General features: G+C 54.5%; 14 protein-coding genes. 7 read left to right on the top strand and 7 right to left on the bottom strand.

The window, feature by feature from the left end:
- Positions 1–55: 55 nt before the first annotated feature.
- From WJU16_RS01490 to WJU16_RS01475, 4 genes are all read right to left on the bottom strand, one after another.
- Positions 56–1075, bottom strand: coding sequence for an SO2930 family diheme c-type cytochrome (locus tag WJU16_RS01490; RefSeq protein WP_341836559.1), 1020 nt, complete (start codon positions 1073–1075; stop codon positions 56–58).
- A gap of 11 nt (positions 1076–1086) precedes the next feature.
- A complete protein-coding gene (locus tag WJU16_RS01485) occupies positions 1087–2331 on the bottom strand; it encodes a parallel beta-helix domain-containing protein (RefSeq protein WP_341836558.1) in 1245 nt (414 codons plus the stop codon).
- 12 nt (positions 2332–2343) lie between these two features.
- The gene (locus WJU16_RS01480) at positions 2344–5091 is read right to left on the bottom strand and encodes a carboxypeptidase-like regulatory domain-containing protein (protein ID WP_341836557.1); all 2748 of its coding nucleotides are present in this window, start codon (positions 5089–5091) and stop codon (positions 2344–2346) included.
- A gap of 109 nt (positions 5092–5200) precedes the next feature.
- A complete protein-coding gene (locus WJU16_RS01475) occupies positions 5201–6094 on the bottom strand; it encodes a LytTR family DNA-binding domain-containing protein (protein WP_341836556.1) in 894 nt (297 codons plus the stop codon).
- A 104-nt stretch (positions 6095–6198) separates the two neighbouring features.
- Between WJU16_RS01475 and WJU16_RS01470 the strand changes: the two genes are divergently transcribed.
- The 3 genes from WJU16_RS01470 to WJU16_RS01460 are packed head-to-tail and all read left to right on the top strand — an operon-like array spanning position 6199 to position 7951.
- Positions 6199–7035 (top strand): S1-like domain-containing RNA-binding protein, encoded by an 837-nt coding sequence (locus WJU16_RS01470; RefSeq protein ID WP_341836555.1) that lies wholly within the window; start codon positions 6199–6201, stop codon positions 7033–7035.
- A 14-nt stretch (positions 7036–7049) separates the two neighbouring features.
- Positions 7050–7430 (top strand): SRPBCC domain-containing protein, encoded by a 381-nt coding sequence (locus WJU16_RS01465; protein WP_341836554.1) that lies wholly within the window; start codon positions 7050–7052, stop codon positions 7428–7430.
- 17 nt (positions 7431–7447) lie between these two features.
- The gene (locus WJU16_RS01460; protein ID WP_341836553.1) at positions 7448–7951 is read left to right on the top strand and encodes a hypothetical protein; all 504 of its coding nucleotides are present in this window, start codon (positions 7448–7450) and stop codon (positions 7949–7951) included.
- Positions 7952–7971: 20 nt separating this feature from the next.
- Here the strand turns inward: WJU16_RS01460 and WJU16_RS01455 are convergent, their stop codons facing one another.
- Complete coding sequence (locus tag WJU16_RS01455; protein ID WP_341836552.1) at positions 7972–8307, bottom strand: hypothetical protein; 336 nt, start codon at positions 8305–8307, stop codon at positions 7972–7974.
- A gap of 263 nt (positions 8308–8570) precedes the next feature.
- Here WJU16_RS01455 and WJU16_RS01450 point away from each other — a divergent pair, with 263 nt between their 5' ends.
- The 3 genes from WJU16_RS01450 (at position 8571) to WJU16_RS01440 (ending at position 13233) form a co-directional block, all read left to right on the top strand.
- Positions 8571–9407, top strand: a complete 837-nt coding sequence (locus tag WJU16_RS01450) for a metallophosphoesterase (RefSeq protein WP_341836551.1) — start codon at positions 8571–8573, stop codon at positions 9405–9407.
- Positions 9408–9496: 89 nt separating this feature from the next.
- Positions 9497–11638, top strand: a complete 2142-nt coding sequence (locus WJU16_RS01445) for a TIM-barrel domain-containing protein (RefSeq protein WP_341836550.1) — start codon at positions 9497–9499, stop codon at positions 11636–11638.
- 77 nt (positions 11639–11715) lie between these two features.
- The gene (locus tag WJU16_RS01440; RefSeq protein WP_341836549.1) at positions 11716–13233 is read left to right on the top strand and encodes a S10 family serine carboxypeptidase-like protein; all 1518 of its coding nucleotides are present in this window, start codon (positions 11716–11718) and stop codon (positions 13231–13233) included.
- A gap of 55 nt (positions 13234–13288) precedes the next feature.
- Here WJU16_RS01440 and dinB read toward each other — a convergent pair whose 3' ends face one another.
- Both dinB and WJU16_RS01430 read right to left on the bottom strand, forming a co-directional pair.
- Positions 13289–14365 (bottom strand): DNA polymerase IV, encoded by a 1077-nt coding sequence (gene dinB, locus WJU16_RS01435; RefSeq protein WP_341836548.1) that lies wholly within the window; start codon positions 14363–14365, stop codon positions 13289–13291.
- Between the two features lie 49 nt (positions 14366–14414).
- Positions 14415–14729, bottom strand: coding sequence for a hypothetical protein (locus WJU16_RS01430; protein WP_341836547.1), 315 nt, complete (start codon positions 14727–14729; stop codon positions 14415–14417).
- Positions 14730–14834: 105 nt separating this feature from the next.
- Here WJU16_RS01430 and WJU16_RS01425 point away from each other — a divergent pair, with 105 nt between their 5' ends.
- A complete protein-coding gene (locus WJU16_RS01425) occupies positions 14835–15338 on the top strand; it encodes a DUF4251 domain-containing protein (RefSeq protein ID WP_341836546.1) in 504 nt (167 codons plus the stop codon).
- The last annotated feature ends 3 nt before the right edge of the window (positions 15339–15341 follow it).

Here is a 15341-nt window from a genome sequence, read left to right as displayed (position 1 = left end):
AAATCAAAGGCGCCCGCAAGCGGACGCCCCCGAGTTGGCTAGGGATGTAAGTTGATTAAGGTGTTTTCGGGAGTTGACGAATCCATGCCGCGATCAGGTCCACGCCTTCGCGATGGGTGATGGTCCGCGCGAGTTCCGGCATTGCTGTGCCGGGTTCGGAGCTGTTCATCCGGAAATGCAGGATGGAAGCCGCCGGATCTCCAGGAACCACGTCGTAATCCATGCCGCCGGCCCCGTTTCCTGCAGAAACCGGTCCTTTCAGGATGCCCAGCCGCGATGGTGCTTCCTGGCCATATTCGAGGAACAGGCCGGTATTATCGGCGTCGCCGCCTTTGGTATGGCAGTGGGCGCAGTTCACGTCGAGGTAGGCGCGGGCGCGTTCGTTGATGGTATAGTGCGCACTGTCGTTCCACACAGGGAATTTCGCCACCTTCCCGATTTCCGGCATCCCTTGCAGGATACCTGCTGTGGCCCATTTTTCCAGCTGGCCGTGGTAATTGAGGTTCCGGGCCTTCGGGCCGATAGGAATCAGCGTGCCGGCAGAGGCGTGGCAGCGCTTGCAGTCGTTAGTGTTGGGAATCTGGTAATGGGTGGAGATGCGCTGGCCGGCGTCGTCGGTGAGGGTGATGGGCACCTGCGCGCCGGTGATCCACTTCTCCGCTTCTGTTTGCTCCGCATTCCATTTGTAATTCATCACTTTCCACTTTCCGTCGGCCACATCCTTATGCAGCAGCCGTGTTTCGAGCAGTATTTCCCTCCCGGTGCTGTCGCGGTACGCGAAATTCTTGATCAGGTAAGTGCCGTCGGGGAAATCGAGGGCGCTGCTGTCGGTATACCGCATCGTGCTGCCTTCCGGGAGCGCGATGAAGCGTTTTTTTACGGTATAATCACTGAAGAGCGGCGTCGCCAGTTCATACAGGTGCACCCGCGCGGCGGGCGACAAATCCTTCAGGGCCCCGGTAAAGAAGCCGTAATCCGAAAGCTTGTCATGAAATCCCGCCGCCGGGCGCTTTGCGGGCTGGGAACAGCCCATCGCGAACATTCCGATCCATGCCAGTGCAATCACAATTCTCATGAGCGTCAATATCATTTACAGATGAAAGGTTGTATATCGGTACCCGGTTTCCACTTCGCGGTGCCGATGTTGAGCCCGTCGGCATTCACGAACAGGTTATCGCCGGTTTGCCGGATGCAGATGGAATCCGGGTTGATTTTTTGCTCCTGCGTGATGACGTTGGTGGAGATTCCGTCGTACACGATGGGAGGGATCCGTTTCCCAAGGGCTTTTTCAATCGCTACCAGCACTTGTCCGGTATGATGGTGGTAAACGGGTTCAGGGAAGGCGTCCGCCATCTCGATAGTGTTGTCGTGGATAAAGATATTCTGCGATACAGGGAAGTAACTCGCGTTGACTTTCTCACCCGCTTTCGCATCCACGAAAAATCCGGATACCATCGCGATAGCCGCGGAATTATTGTTGATGATCCGGTTGTTATAAATCTCCACGTCTGACGTGGCCTGGATGATCACACCGCATCCCGGCGCCGCGTTCCCTACACCCCAGGTGGTGCCGAAACTGCCCGACTTGGCGAAATTGCGTTCGTTGTTGTCGTGGATGTAGTTGTTGTACGCTTTTATCTGTCCGCCGCGCTGCGACAGGTCGGGCAGGTCGAATACAAGGAAGCCGGCCGTATTGCCGTAGAATTCGTTGTCATAGACTTCCGCGTTGGTAGTGTTCTCGATCTCGCAACCGGCTACATTTTTAAAAGCCTTGCTCTTCCTGACGATCGCCTTGTTGGATTGGCCTACGTAGATGCCTGCATCAGATGCGCCCTGCGCGTAACAGTTTTCGACCAGCACGTTGCTGCACAATACGGGATAAATGCCGTACCCGCCGCTGGTGGAGTCCGCCACCTGCCAGATGGCGTGAACGTCGCGGATCACGACGTCTTCGCTTTTATTCACTTTCAACAGGTCGCCTTTGGATTCGCGGATGGTCATGCCGTTGATGGTAAACCCTTTCACTTCCGCCACCCGGATGCCTTCGCCACCCTGCGTCTGGGTGGAGAAGTCGAGGATCGTTTTGTCGGGCCCGGCGCCACTGATGCGGATGTGCTTAAGCTGCACCAGGCTAAGGTTGTTGAATTTGTACGTACCGGCTTTCAGCTCGATCGCGCTGCTGTCGGTCAGCGTGAGGAAGGCTTCCGTGATTTTCGTTTCTTCGCCGGGGCCGAACACGAGCGTTTGCTTGTAGCCGTCGGCCGGTTGCTTTTCCGGGGCGCTGCATCCGGCTGCCAAAGCCAGTGCGAGCAGGGGAATGGAATATTTCATGTCGATGGTTTTTTAGAATACGTTATAAGCGTATGTGATATAATACACCCCGCCAATGCCGGGGCTTCCGAAGCCGGTGTAGTAGTATTTGTTCGTGAGGTTCGTGCCGCCCAGTTTGATCCTGCTTTTCACTTTCGGCAATTTATAACTTACCTGCGCATCCAGCACTACATTGGCATCGATCGTTCCGCTCGCAAACCCGATGGAATAGAAATACGAAGGCCGGTAACGGAGGCTGGTGTTGAAGGAAAACAGCTGTTTCTTCCCCAGGCCGGTATTGCCGAATTCCATGTTCACTTTCCAGTTGGGTGTGTTGAAGTTGTTAATTTGGCTGTTGTTCCTGTTTTTCAGGAAATCAGACGAAAAATTAACTTTTGCCAGGAAATTCCGGGAAAGATCCACGCTCACACTGGCGGCGTAACCGTAGGTGTTCACCTTTTGCGCGCCGTTAAAAGCGATGTTGTAAGCGATGTATTTGCTCCGGTCCTTGAAATCTTCCACATCCGTGGAGCCCGGCGTATGCGCCACATTCACATAGCCGATGAAATTCTTCCAGGTGGAATAATACCCGAGCACGTCGATCAACACGCATTTGGCCACCAGGGCGGAATACCCCAGTTCAAACGCATCCACTGACTGCGGCTTGATGTCTTTGGGCTCAAACTTCTCCAGCACCGAAGCGTCTTCCGTTTGCCGGTATTTATTCACGCTTTCGAGTGTGTATGGCTGGTATTTATCGAATTGATATTCTCCGTACAGCAAGCGCGCCGAGCCCCCGGACGCATACGAGTTGTAATCCACCAGCGTGCTCTGCAGCGACTGGATATTCGACGGGAAACTGTAGGCGTTCTGATAAGAGAACCGCAGGAAATGCTCTTTCATGGTTTCCAATACGGCCGACAAACGGGAAGTGGTCCTGGGCTTTTCGAACAACGTGTTTTTGTCGAGCCGGAAGGCCGCCCCCAGTTTCAGTTTGTTGTGGATCAATTTCTTCGAAAAATGCGCGAAGGCGCTGTATTCCGCCACATGGATGGCGCCGTCATGGTCGGGGAACAACGTTCCTTTGGAATCGAGGTTGTACATCCGGTAATTCAACCCGGCGATCACTTCCGCGAATTGCACGAACCGGGTGAAATTATACTGGAATTCGGCGTTGTAGAGCTTGCTGCGGTCGAGGAAAAGTGTGCCCCCTTTGGAGGTCGGGATGCCGGAAATACTGTCGCGCAGCCGGTTGAAGTGATCGCTGCCAGCCAATGGGCGTCCCTGGTCGGCCACGGCCCGGGCGGATAAATGGGCGTCGGTGAGCGACTGTCCGCCTGCGAGCGCCGTAATCAGCCCAACGGTGTATTGTGGGTACCAGCCGTCGCCCGTATTGCCGTCGTAGCTGGGTTTCCAGGCTTCGTTGAGGAGCTGGGCGGTGGGGCTGGCGATGATCGTATTGCCGGAGTTCTCGCGGGTGGTGTAGGCTCTTACGAACCAGTGCTCCGCCCGCAGTTCCGCACGGTATTGCGCCAGCTTGAACCCATCGAGCGCATAACGCGTGTCGTTGCTGTACACCGCCGTTCCGCCGCCGTAGGTGCCGGAAACGATGGCCTGAAGGCCGGGTTTGATATTGTATCGTACTTCCGCGTTGAATTTGAGCATCTTGGCGTCGTTGCTGAGATAGCCGTATTCCGGGTAACCGGTGCGGGAAACGTAATTGGCAGGATTGGCGAGCAGCGGGTCCACGATGGGCGCGGTGGAAGGGTCCATCGCTTTAATGGCTTCGAGGAAAGGGTTGATGTCAACCGAAGTTTTGCTGCCGTAAGAGTTGACGCCGTTGTAATTGGGGTCCGTGTATTTGGATCCGGGCCCGTTTGTGTTGCTGGTATCCGCCGCCAGCCAGTCTTTGGCGCGAGTATATTGCGCATTGATTTTAAACGCCAGCCGGTCGTTCACTTTCTGTCCCCAGCGAAGGGTCCAGTCGTAATAAGGCGACGCGCCCATGGGGTCGTTGCCTCTGCCTTTACGGACGTGGTTCACGCCCTGCGTGATCTGGAAGCTGACGCCCTGGTACTTGAACGGGTCTTTCCCGGTCATAACCAGCGTGCCGTTCAGACCCCTGGAGCCATATAGCGCCGATGACGCGCCGGAGAGCAGTTCCAGGTTGTCGACATCCAGTTCGGTGAGGCCGATGGCGGCGCCTAGCGGGAAGTTGAGCCCGGGAGCCTGGTTGTCCATCCCGTCGACCACCTGGGTGAAATTGGTGTTGCCGCTGGTGTTGAAGCCGCGGGTGGTGATGGTGGTGAAGGTGAGGGAAGATGTGGTGATGTCTACCCCTTTGAGGCCCTGGAGCATGGAATAATAGCTCGGCTGGGGGGAATTGATGACATCTTTGTTGTCGATCCGCTCGATGGTGACAGGTGATTCGATTTTCCGCTGGATGTTGCGGCTGGCGGAAACGACGACTTCGGTGCCGAGGATCGAGGAGGGATCGAGGGAAACGGTTATGGCGCCCGCACTACTGACGGTCACCTCTTTGGTGGCGTAACCCACGGAGGAGAAAACGAGGGTTACGGGTAGGGGAGCGCGGAGTGTGAACCGGAAATTCCCCTGGTCATTGGTATAGTCGCCATAAGGCGTGTTGCGGGCTTTTACGGATACCGCTGGCACCGTTTCCCCCGTCTGGCTGTTCCGCACCTTGCCCGACAGCACGTGTTGGGCATGGAGCGACCATGCGGACAGCATGGCTATCGTGAACAGTAGCATCAGTTTGTACATGGGCGAGTAATTTTGGTTGGGATGGTAAAGGCGATATTATGCATTTACCATGCACCGCTTGCCTGTACAAGGCTGTTTCGGGGTGAAGGGTGTGTTTGCGGGGTGAAAATCAGGGGTCCGGGGTGAATTTCTGCTGGAACTGGGGCAGATAACTCGCCGAAACCGGGACCGGGTGATCATCCATCCCTTCAATTAAAAGGTAGTGGCCTTTCGCGTTTTTCTTGAATAACAATACGTTGGATACATTAACCATATACGAGCGGTGCGACCTCGCCACACCGTGCCCGGCGAGCTGGGGTTCCAGTTTTTTGAGGGAAGAGCGTACCAGTTCTTTCTTCACCCCGGTGCCGTTCCGGTAAAAAACCTGCACGTAATTGTCTTCCGCCTTCACCATCAGCAGGCTCGAAGGCGGGAGGCTCAGGGCTAATTTGTCGTATTCATCCCGGATGATGAGGTGCTCTTTTACCGTATCGCCGGCCACAGCCGGCTGGTGTCCGATGGTTTTGAGCTGGTTGGCGGAAACGCGGCTCTGGAACCAGAGAAGGGCGATGGAATAGGGGAGCGCCAGCACGCCGAAGCCATATTTATAAGTTTCCCAGTATTCGTACCAGGTGAATGAGAGGTAATCGTGGAGGGATACATTAACGATATTGACAATGCCGGCTACCAATACCGTTTCGCCAAAGAACCAGGCCAGAAATTGCCAGTGCCGGAGGGGCTTTTTGATCATCCACTTCCGCAACAGGAATTGGGAGATTCCCAGGGCGGCGATGCCGCTGCCGGAAAAGGCGGCGAATACGCCTGTTACGCCTATGGGGCCGCCGTTGTACCATTGGTTCATGTTAAAGGGCGTGAACAGGCACATGAACAGAAAACTGAAGCATCCGCAGAAAACAATGAGCAGCAGCCTGTTACGTGCCGGTTCCAGCATGCGGAAAGGGGCGGCGAGCCAGGCAGGGATGGCGGGCAGGCCCTTGACGGGAAGGGTGAGCGTGTCTTTCATACTCCGTGGATTGTTACGGTAATTTATCGATCTTTTTTGAAATTCCGCATCCGGCGGGTCCCCGTTATTTTTATCGTACCTTTACCGCCGAATTTCAATATAATATGTACAAAGTCGGCGAATATAATCAGCTGAAAGTCAAAAAAGAAACAGATTTCGGGGTGTACCTCGACGGTGGCGGGGATACGGAAATCCTCCTGCCCAAACGCTATGTTCCCGACGGCACCCGCCCGGGCGACGAGCTTACCGTGTTTCTCTACCATGATTCCGAAAACAGGCTCATCGCTACCACCGACAAGCCGAAAGGCGTGGTGGGCGATATTGTTTCCCTAAAAGTGGTGGACACCACCCACCAGGGCGCATTCCTCGACTGGGGACTGGCCAAAGACCTCTTCGTGCCGCTGTCGCGCCAGGTATCCAAAATGGTGAAAGGGCAGGATTATCTTGTCATGATCTACCTCGACGAACTCACCAACCGCGTGGCCGCCACCGAAAAAATCGATGCTTACCTCAGTAATGACCCGCTTACCGTGCAGGAAAAAGACCCGGTAGAACTGGTGATTTATCGCCGGTCAGACATCGGGTTCATTACCATCATCAATAACCGCCATACCGGCGTGTTGCATTACTCCGACGTGTTTCGCCCACTCGACATCGGCGACCGCCTCCAAGGGTTTGTAAAAGCCGTGAAGGAAGACGGAAAGGTGGATGTGGCGCCCGGACAGTCGGGGTACAACCGGGTGGAAGACGAGGCCTCCCGCATGTTGCGCCTGCTCCGGGAGAACGACGGTTATCTGCCATACCACGATAAATCCGATCCGGATGAGATCCGTGATTTCTTCGGGATGAGCAAGAAGACGTTTAAAATGACGGTAGGCGCGCTGTACAAGCAACAGAAAATCGAGTTGACCAAAACCGGCATCAAGCTGATAGAAGACTAAATAATCTCCGCAACATGAAAGATTTCAAGCAACATTTCGTGATTCCCGCGCCGCCGGAAGAAGTGTACCAGGCGCTGACCCGTGAGGCCACCATCCGGTTGTGGACGGGCGATAAGGCGGAGATGAGCACGGAGCCCGGCTCTGAGTTTTCGTTGTGGGATGGCAGTATCGCCGGCCGCAATATCGAATTCGAGGAGGGCAGGAAGCTGGTGCAGGAATGGTACTTCGGCGAACAAGAGCCCGCCTCCATCGTAACGATCATCCTGCATCCGCATAAAAAAGGCACATCGGCGGAGCTTCGCCATTCCAATATTCCCGACGAAGCGTACGACGATATCGTGGAAGGCTGGCGGGATGCTTATTTTGGTTCCCTGATCGACTTTTATACCGAATAGCCGCCGCTTCCCACCTTATGAAGAAGAAGAATACCGCGGAAATAAAACCGGTGACGGTCAATGAGCTGAAGAAAGAAATGCTGTCGTTGCCGCATGCCGAGCTGGTGGAGATTTGCCTCCGGCTGGCTAAATTCAGGAAGGAGAACAAGGAGCTGCTCAGCTACCTGTTGTTCGACGCTTCTTACCCCGAAACGTACCTCGACCAGGTGAAAGCTTATATCGACGCGGAGTTCGACGGGATGGGCACCACGCAGGCGTACCTGGCGAAAAAGACGGTCCGCAAGATTCTCCGGGTCACGAACAAGCACATCCGGTTTACACAATCCAAGACGGTGGAGGTGGAATTGCTGCTTTATTTCTGCAAGCGACTCCGCCGGGCAGGGGACTTGCTGCGGCAAAGCGTGCAGCTCGGCAATCTTTACGCCCAGCAGTTGCGCAAGATCGACAAGCTCATCGATGCGCAACATGAAGATCTCCAATACGATTACCGCCGCCAGCTGGAGCAGTTGGTAAAAGTGTAACCTGAACCCTGTCGATCCCGCTAGGTTTCCAACTGGTATAATATAAAATTGCTGATTAGCCTATAATGGTGCGTAGCAGCAGTTGCGCTAGGTAAATCGGGCGCAGGGTTTTGGTTACATCCATGGTTCAGGCAAAGCAGCGCATACAGCAATATGACACCGGCAATTATCCAAAGTAACGATTTGGTTAACTGCATGCCTGCTTTGGGGGTTGGGGACAGATCGCCTGTCAGCACAATTACATTTTTCGGCTGATGCGAGCTTATTTTGTTCTTCTCCATTGTTGAAAGTTGCGTTTCCGCGTTCAATGTTTTTAAATGTTTTAGCAACGAAATTGATCCTTTCGTTTTCAGCATACAGTTTGCCACCCGGACATGTCCCGTTCATGCGCCATTTGTAATAGTGACCAATTCTGAACTTAATTCCGACCGATTATAAATGCACAACTGGAAGTGCATTTTATTCATCGGCTCGTCAGCGATCGTGAAAGCAGAATTCATAACTAAACAGTTTTAGCTTCCAATTATATAAGAATTTTTTGCGCGAAAATTTTCTGCGATCCAATTATTTTTTTCGTTCTATTTTTCTATTATCTTGGTTGTGTTAAATACGCACGTTTATGATCAACCGCAGAGAATTTATCGGGCTTTCGCTGAAAAGCATCGTCCTGATCGGCGCCGGTTCCGCCCTGCAATCCTTCGCGCCCGGGAGCTTCGTTCTGCCGCCGCGTAAAAAGGTAAAACTCCGCTTCGCCCTCGCGTCCGACGGGCACTATGGCCAGCCGGACACCACTTTCGCTGAACACCATAGCAACATGGTGGCCCTGCTCAATAAGGAAGCATCCGGCAGGGGGCTCGATTTTACCGTCATCAACGGCGATGTATTTCACAACGATCCCAAATTTATCCATCCCGCTAAAGCCGCGTGGGACCAACTCTCCATGAAATACCATGTCTCCCACGGTAACCACGATATGATCGACGAATCCGAATGGGAGAAAGTTTTCGGCACCCGCTGGCATTACGATTTTCAACAGGGAGACAACGCTTTCCTCATACTCAATACCGCGGATATCAAAGGCAAATATGTTTGTCCGGACCTCGGCTGGACCCGCGAGCATCTCGCCAAACACCGCAACGCCAAAAACCTTTTCGTGATCCAGCACATCACACCCGTGAAATGGACCGAACACGGCATCGACTGCCCCGAACTGGTGGAGATGTTCTCCGCGCAAACCAACCTGCGGGCGGTTTTTCACGGGCATGACCATGCGGAAGACGGCATGAAAGAGAAAAACGGCAAGCACTACTTCTTCGATGGTCACCTCGGCGGGAGTTGGGGCAAGCCTTATTACGGTTACCGCATCGTGGAAGTGCTCCGGAACGGCGAAGTGCTCTGTTACCAGGTGAACCCCAAAGAAACGGCGCCCGTCAACTCCACTACAGTAAAACGATAACTGTTATTTTCACCGTCTCTGGCTGAATCTTCACCGCAGCGTGGCAAACCCGGATTATCTGGCTATCTTCTCGTCCAATTACCACGATTATGAACATCAGATTTACATTGCCGCTGCTGTGTGCTTTGTTATGCCAGTACACTTCGCTCAGCGCCCAACTGCAATGGCGCGAAGTCATGCCCGGCGTCTGGAAAGGCACCGCGGGCACCCCGGAGAAAGTTACCTTACTGAACATTGCCGCCGCAAAGCCCGACAGCGCCGCGCTCGGAAAACTCCCTTCCGCCCGGTTCCCCCTCGATCGCAACGACATATCGGTGAAACTGGCCGACGGCAAAGTATACCTGCGCTTCCCCCTGGAAAAAAATGAACAGCTCTTCGGGCTGGGCCTAAACTTCAAAACCGTAAACCAACGCGGCCGCGTGAGCCAGCTGCATGTAGACCACTACGGCGGAAAAGACGACGGCCGCACCCACGCACCGGTTCCCTTGTACATCTCTTCCCGCGGATATGGCGTGCTGGTAGACGCTGCGCGGTATATCACCGTGTATGCCGGCACCGCTGTGCGGACCGACACGAAGAACCCACCCGTTCTCCACGACCGCAACGGCAACAAGCAGTGGGAATCGCAACCCTATTCAGATGCCGTGGAAATGCTGGTACCCGCGGCAGGCGCAGAAGTTTATATCTTCGCCGGCCCCACGGCCATGAACGCCGTGCAACGGTATAACCTTTTCAACGGCGGCGGTTACCTCCCGCCCAAATGGGGGCTCGGGTTTACGCAGCGCGTTCCCACCTTATACAGCCAGCAGGATATCGTGCGGGAAGCGAAAGAATTTGAAGGGCACAATTTCCCCCTTGATTTCATCGGCGTCGAACCAGGCTGGCATTCCATGGCCTACCCCTGCACTTTTGAATGGGATCCCAACCGCTTCCCCGACCCGAAAGGCTTCATCATCAACCTGGCAAACATGGGCGTGAAGGCCAACCTCTGGCTGAATCCCTACGTATCGCCCAAAAGCAGCCTGTATGCACCGCTTAAATCGCTTTCAGGCAGTCATACCGTATGGAACGGGCTCGTGGCGGATTTCACGCTGCCGGAAGCCAAAGCCCTCTTCCGCGAACACTTCCTGAAAAACCACATCGCACTGGGCGTGAGCGGTTATAAAATGGATGAAAACGACGGCTACGACAAATGGCTCTGGCCCGACGTGGCCACCTTCCCCTCCGGCACCTCGGCAGAACAAATGCGCCAGATCTATGGCATCGCCATGCAACAGATGACCGACGAATGGTTCCGGGAGCAAAACAGGCGGACGTACGGACTGGTGCGCGCTTCCAACGCCGGCGCCAGCCGCTTCCCATATGTCATCTACAACGATTATTATTCTCACCCGGATTTTATCACGGCGCTGGTCAACAGCAGCTTCATCGGCGTGCTCTGGACACCGGAAGTGCGCGCTTCCAAATCCGCGGAAGAGTGGGTGAGAAGGATGCAGTCCGTTTGCTTTTCGCCCATGGCCATGCTCAACGCCTGGGCCGACGGCACCAAGCCCTGGTCGTTCCCGGAAGTGGAAACCGCCGTGCAGGAGGTAGCGATGCTCCGCATGCAGCTGCTGCCTTATCTCTATTCCACTTTCGCGCAATACCGGTTTGAAGGAAAACCGCCTTTCCGCTCTATGAACCTGATCGACGGCTTTGCGTTCACTCCGCAGGTGAATGGCGGCAAACTCGACGCCACATTGAATCCCTACGAAGCTAAAACCCGTTCTGAATTGAAGGATCAGTACATGATGGGCGACAATATGATCGTGGCGCCTTTCTTCGCGGGCGACTCCAGCCGTAAAGTGTATCTCCCGAAAGGTAAATGGTATGATTTCTATACCGGTGAACTGGCTGGGGAAGATGGTGTGATCACTGTAAAAGCGCGTCTTGACCGCATTCCGCTATTCATCCGCGACGGCGGCCTTATCCCCATGATCCCCCCGCGCAGGCAAGCCCCGAAACCAGGGGAAGTGCTGCCGCTCGAAGTGCGCGTATACGGCAGCGCTCCAGGCGATTTCCTCCTGTACGACGACGACGGCAATACATTCGATTTCGAGCGGGGGCAATTTACCAGGGTGCTCCTTAAAGCCGCCAACGGCAAAGGCAGCATGGAGAAACCGGCCGCCGGGAAGCCCTTCGGCTACGGCCCCAAAGTAAAATGGACGTTCATGACCGCACAGGCGAAATAATGCGCCTTTTATCCCTTTGATGCGGCAAAGAGCGATTTATTTCCCATATTGAGGAATAAATCGCTCTTTGTTAACATATGAAATCAACCTTTGCCGCAGCCTGCCTGCTTTGCTGCTCTACCGCCTTCGCACAAAAAACAACCTCCGAACCCGATCTGACTACCGGCCCCGGCGCTACAGAGCGCACGCTCAAGATCGACGCCTCGGTGACAACGAACCATGAAGTCACCATCAAAGGCCAGCGCGTGCCTTACAAGGTGACGGCCGGAACGTTGCCCGTTTGGGACGACGAAGGCAAAACCATCGCCGGCGTGTTTTATACGTATTTCGAACGGACGGGCGTGGCCGACCAGGGCCCCCGGCCGCTGGTATTTTCCTTCAACGGCGGGCCCGGAACTGCTTCCGTATGGATGCAGATCGGGTATACCGGCCCGCGCGTGCTGAAGATCGACGACGAAGGATATCCCGTGCAGCCATACGGATTGAAAGATAACCCCCATTCCATCCTCGATGTGGCCGATATCGTGTATGTGGATCCCGTGAACACGGGATTTTCGCGGATGGCCAACAAAGATGTGCAGGGATCGAAGTTTTTCGGGGTGAACCAGGACGTGAAATACCTGGCTGAATGGATCAGTACTTTCATTACACGGTACAAACGCTGGGCGAGCCCCAAGTATCTCGTCGGTGAAAGCTACGGCACCACCCGCGTTTCAGGGCTGGCGCTGGAACTGCAGAATGCACAATGGATCTACGTGAACGGCGTGGTGCTCGTTTCGCCTACGGAGTTGGGGATCGAGCGCGACGGGCCGGCGGATGCCGCGCTGCGCCTGCCCTATTTCGCCGCTACCGCCTGGTATCATAAAGCCCTCACACCGGAACTGCAACAAAAAGACCTGACGGCCGTACTGCCGGAAGTGGAAGAATTCACCATCCGGGAATACCTGCCGGCGCTCGCGCAGGGCGGTAATCTGCCGGAAACGAAGCGGAAGGAGATCACCGCGAAAGTTGCCCGCTACTCCGGACTTTCCGAAAAAGTAGTCCTGCAAAATAACCTCGACATATCCACGAATTTCTTCTGGAAAGAATTGCTGCGCGACCGTGGCTACACCGTGGGCCGCCTCGATTCCCGCTACCTGGGGATCGATAAGAAGGACGCCGGGCAGAGCGTGGATTATAACGCGGAACTCACTTCCTGGCTGCATTCTTTCACCCCGGCGATCAACATTTATGTCCGCGAGGAATTGAAATACAAAACCGATCTGAAATACAATATGTTCGGCCCCGTTTGGCCATGGGATAACAACAACAACCGCACCGGCGATAATCTCCGCCAGGCCATGGCGCAAAATCCTTACCTGCATGTTTTCGTGCAGAGCGGTTACTACGACGGCGCCTGCGATTATTTCAACGCCAAATACAATCTCTGGCAGATGGACCCCGGCGGAAAACTGAAAGACCGCATGTCGTTCGAAGGCTACCGCAGCGGGCACATGATGTACCTGCGGAAAGACGATCTGGCCACCAGTAACGAACACCTGCGCCAGTTCATCCTCAAATCCGTTCCCAAAGAAGGTCAGGCCGCGAAGTACTGATTTTACCGATAGCATTGTATAGCCGCCGTTCCTTACCGGACGGCGGTTTCTTTTTTCAGAACAACGAGAGCTGGCCGGTTTCGGATCGTTCTTCCCCGAAGTTGGAGACGGTAATGCCCAGCAGCCGGACTTTCGCGCCTTCCGTTTCGGGATCGGTTTTGGCGAGAAGCTGTTTGGCGGCAGTGGAAATGCTGTCGGCGTCGGAGATGGGTAGTTGGGAGGAATGATTACGGGTGATTTGCCGGAAATCGTTGTATTTGACTTTAAGGGTCACAGTCCGGCCTTTGAGTTGGTGTTTATCGAGACGGGTGGCTACTTTAACCGCGAGTTTTTCCAGTTCAGGATCCATTTCGGCGAGGGTGGTGAGGTCGTGGGGAAAGGTGTCTTCCGCGCCTACTGACTTCGTTTCGCGGTGGGGCTGCACGGGGCGGTCGTCTTGCCCGCGGACAATGCGGTAATAGAACCGTCCTGCTTTACCGAAATGCTGTACAAGATCGTTTTCGGAGAGTTTTTTCAGATCGGCGCCGTTGAATAATCCCATGCGCTGCATCTTTTCGGCGGTTACTTTGCCGACGCCGTGGAATTTCTCTACCGGCAGGTTTTCCATGAAGGATTCGATCTGGGAAGGGCCGATGAAGGTGAGACCGTCGGGCTTATGCATATCGGACGCGATCTTGGCGACGAATTTATTGACGGAAACGCCGGCGGAGGCTGTCAGGTTGAGCTCGTCGCGGATGGCTTGTTTGATTTGCTGCGCGATGGCGATGGCAGAGCCGATATTTTGTTTGTCGATGGTGACATCGAGATAGGCTTCGTCAAGGGAGAGGGGTTCGATGAGATCGGTGTAGCGCTGGAAGATGGAACGGACATGGCGGGACACGTCGCGGTATACGTCGAATCGGGGATAAACGAAAAGAATGTGCGGGCACAATTGCTGGGCTCTTTTGGAAGGCATGGCGGAGCGGACTCCGAATTTTCTGGCTTCGTAGCTGGCTGTTGCCACCACTCCGCCACGCCCTTCCGGGGACCCGCCTACGGCGATAGGTTTACCGCGATAGTCGGGATGGTCGCGCTGCTCCACCGATGCGTAGAAGGCATCCATGTCGATATGAATGATTTTGCGGAGCGTCATGTCCGCAAGTTACGCAAGAAACGGTAACGGGCCGCGCGACTGGACCGGTTTAGCGAGCCTGATACTTCGGCATCACCAGGAGCTTCACAACCGTGTGCGCGATGGCGGAGAGGCCAAGGGCCACTACCAGGATGAGCCAGCGCTTAACAGGCGTGTCGAACACGTCCATCACTTCGGAACTGCCTTTGCCGGCGAATAACGTGGTCATGGCAAAGAGGATAGCGCCGCAGATCCATAAGGTCAAATGTGACCAGAGATACTTTTTGCGGTTGTACTGATCTTTTCCGAAGGAAGTGAAAAGCAGGAAGACGTGTGCTACAAAAAACAGGGCCGCTGCTACGGCGAGCAAAACGAATGGAGTCATAACATCAGGTGTTTAAGGATATAGTGCCGCCAATATAAGGAATCCCGACAACATTTATGGCCCGCCTTTTGTTCTTTCCTTAAATGTATTTCTAAATCATTCGCTATGCGTATTTTGAACACGATCCCGGTTTGGATCATTGCTTTCTTTGCGCTGTCCTGCTCCTCGACCCAACAAGTACCCACAGGCGCTACGGCCGATATCAAAACGATCGTTCCATCCCGCAGTTTTGTTTTCCGGATGCAGACGGTTCTGCCGATGAGCGGCCGCACCCGGCAGATGGCAGGGGATGGATATGAAGTGAAGATTTCCAAAGACACCGTTGATTCCTGGCTGCCTTACTTCGGCAGGGCATATTCCGCCCCGATAGACCCTGCGAACAGCGGTGTCACGTTCGTTTCCACGGATTTCGAATATATAGAAGCGCCACGGAAAGACGGTGGATGGGAAATCACCATCAAGCCCCGCGATAACCGCGATATCCAGCAAATGTTCTTCTCTATTTCTGAGGGTGGTTATGCGTCGTTGCAAGTGACCAGCAATAATCGCCAGCCGATATCCTATAACGGTGTGGTAACGGCGGAAAGCAGCCGTAAACGGAGGAAATAAGTC

The organism is Chitinophaga pollutisoli, from assembly GCF_038396755.1.
In the GTDB taxonomy this organism is placed as follows: domain Bacteria; phylum Bacteroidota; class Bacteroidia; order Chitinophagales; family Chitinophagaceae; genus Chitinophaga; species Chitinophaga pollutisoli.
This window is presented reverse-complemented; position numbering and strand designations above follow the sequence as displayed.

Excerpts from the sequence above, each read along its gene's own strand:
- WJU16_RS01490 (WP_341836559.1), bottom strand. The coding sequence starts at position 1,075 with ATGAGAATTGTGATTGCACTGGCATGGATCGGAATGTTCGCGATGGGC.
- WJU16_RS01485 (WP_341836558.1), bottom strand. The coding sequence starts at position 2,331 with ATGAAATATTCCATTCCCCTGCTCGCACTGGCTTTGGCAGCCGGATGC.
- WJU16_RS01480 (WP_341836557.1), bottom strand. The coding sequence starts at position 5,091 with ATGTACAAACTGATGCTACTGTTCACGATAGCCATGCTGTCCGCATGG.
- WJU16_RS01475 (WP_341836556.1), bottom strand. The coding sequence starts at position 6,094 with ATGAAAGACACGCTCACCCTTCCCGTCAAGGGCCTGCCCGCCATCCCT.
- WJU16_RS01470 (WP_341836555.1), top strand. The coding sequence starts at position 6,199 with ATGTACAAAGTCGGCGAATATAATCAGCTGAAAGTCAAAAAAGAAACA.
- WJU16_RS01465 (WP_341836554.1), top strand. The coding sequence starts at position 7,050 with ATGAAAGATTTCAAGCAACATTTCGTGATTCCCGCGCCGCCGGAAGAA.
- WJU16_RS01460 (WP_341836553.1), top strand. The coding sequence starts at position 7,448 with ATGAAGAAGAAGAATACCGCGGAAATAAAACCGGTGACGGTCAATGAG.
- WJU16_RS01455 (WP_341836552.1), bottom strand. The coding sequence starts at position 8,307 with ATGCTGAAAACGAAAGGATCAATTTCGTTGCTAAAACATTTAAAAACA.
- WJU16_RS01450 (WP_341836551.1), top strand. The coding sequence starts at position 8,571 with ATGATCAACCGCAGAGAATTTATCGGGCTTTCGCTGAAAAGCATCGTC.
- WJU16_RS01445 (WP_341836550.1), top strand. The coding sequence starts at position 9,497 with ATGAACATCAGATTTACATTGCCGCTGCTGTGTGCTTTGTTATGCCAG.
- WJU16_RS01440 (WP_341836549.1), top strand. The coding sequence starts at position 11,716 with ATGAAATCAACCTTTGCCGCAGCCTGCCTGCTTTGCTGCTCTACCGCC.
- dinB (WP_341836548.1), bottom strand. The coding sequence starts at position 14,365 with ATGACGCTCCGCAAAATCATTCATATCGACATGGATGCCTTCTACGCA.
- WJU16_RS01430 (WP_341836547.1), bottom strand. The coding sequence starts at position 14,729 with ATGACTCCATTCGTTTTGCTCGCCGTAGCAGCGGCCCTGTTTTTTGTA.
- WJU16_RS01425 (WP_341836546.1), top strand. The coding sequence starts at position 14,835 with ATGCGTATTTTGAACACGATCCCGGTTTGGATCATTGCTTTCTTTGCG.